Genomic DNA, 1,888 nt, shown 5'->3' on the forward strand with positions numbered 1-1,888 from the left:
CACCCGCTCACTCGCCCGCCACCCCCTCTTCCAAATCATGCTCGTCCTGCAGAACACCGCGCAGGCCGCCCTCGACCTCCCCGGCCTCACCGCCAGCCCCCTGCCCACTGGGGAGGACACCGCCAAGTTCGATCTGACCGTCACCCTCACCGAGACCTTCGACGAGCACGGCGCCCCCGCCGGCCTGACCGGCATCCTCAACTACGCCACCGACCTGTTCGAGGCGGCCACCGCCACCGCCATGGCCCGGCGCCTCGTGCGGGTGCTGGCCGCGGTGGCCGACGACGCCGGTCGGCCCGTGCACACGATCGAGATCCTTCACGCGGCCGAGCGCGAGCGCATCCTGGCCGCCTGGAACGACACCGCCACGGATGCGTTGGCCGCCACCCTGCCGCAGCTCTTCGAGGCCCAGGTGGCCCGCACTCCTGACGCCACCGCGCTGGCCTTCCCGGACGGTGTACTCGGCTACCGCGCGCTGAACGCGGCGGCCAACCGGCTGGCCCGGCACCTGGTCGCCCTCGGTGTCGGCCCGGAGCGAACGGTGGCGCTCGCGCTGCCGCGCTCCGAGCAGTTCGTGGTCGCCCTGCTCGCCGTGCTGAAGGCGGGCGCCGCGTACCTGCCGGTGGACCTTGGCTACCCGGCCGAGCGGATCGCCTATCTGCTCCAGGACGCCACCCCGGCGCTGGTGCTGACCGACAGCCGGTCCGGGCTCCCCGGTCTGGCCCTCGATACTCCCGAACTCCGCTCGGCGCTGGCCGAATTGTCCGACACGGACCTGACGGACGCCGAGCGCATAACGCCGCTTCGCGCCGGGCACCCCGCCTACGTCGTCTACACCTCCGGCTCGACCGGCCGACCCAAGGGCGTCGTCGTCCCGCATCACGGCATCGCGAGCCTCGCGAGCGCGCAGATCGAGCGGTTCGCCGTGCAACCCGACAGCCGCGTCCTGCAGTTCGCCTCCACCAGCTTCGACGCCGCGGTCTCCGAGCTGTGCACGGCGCTGCTCGCCGGTGCGACCGCCGTGCTCCTGCCGGCCGGGCTGCTGAGGCCGGGTGCGCCGCTGGTCGCGCGGACCGCCGAGTACCGGATCACCCATCTCACGCTGCCCCCGGCCGCGTTGGCGGTCCTGGAGCCGGCCGACCTGCCGACCGTGACCACGCTGGTGACGGCCGGCGAGGCCTGCCCGCCGGCGCTGGTCGAGCGCTGGTCACCCGGACGGCGGATGATCAACGCCTACGGACCGACCGAGTCCACCGTCTGCGCCACCATGAGCGAGCCGCTGGCAGGCAGCGGCACCCCGCCGATCGGCCGGCCGATCACCAACACCCGGGTGTATCTGCTGGATGCCGCGCTGCGGCCGGTCCCGGTCGGGGTGCCGGGCGAGCTCTACCTGGCAGGGAACGGCCTCGCACGCGGCTACCTGGGCCGACCCGGCCTGACCGCCGAGCGCTTCGTCGCCTGCCCGTTCGGGGCGCCGGGCCATGGGCCCCTCCTGCGCGATGGCGGGCAGGGAGGGCGCATGTACCGCACCGGCGACCTGGCCCGCTGGACGGCGGACGGGCAGTTGGAGTACCTCGGCCGCACCGACGACCAGGTCAAGCTGCGCGGCTTCCGGATCGAACTCGGCGAGGTGGAGGCCGCGTTGGCCGCCCACCCGGAGGTCACGCAGGCCGCCGCCGCGGTCCGCGAGGACACGCCCGGCGACCGGAGGCTGATCGCCTACGCTGTGACCGCGGCCCCCGCGTCAGGCGCCACGCTGCGCGGCTTCCTACGAGACCGCCTGCCGGAACACCTGGTGCCCGCCGCCGTCGTGGTGCTGGATGGGCTCCCGCTGACCGCGAACGGCAAGCTGGACCGCCGCGCCCTGCCCGCCCCCGACTACACCACC

At 74.2% G+C, this 1,888-nt stretch carries 1 protein-coding gene; it reads left to right on the forward strand.

Annotation, left to right across the window (positions count from 1 at the left end):
- The coding region (locus tag ACWC9T_RS41705) for a non-ribosomal peptide synthetase (RefSeq protein WP_449826235.1) at positions 1–1,888 on the forward strand (1,888 nt) is incomplete at both ends.

The sequence above is a fragment of the Kitasatospora sp. NPDC001159 genome, from assembly GCF_053598235.1.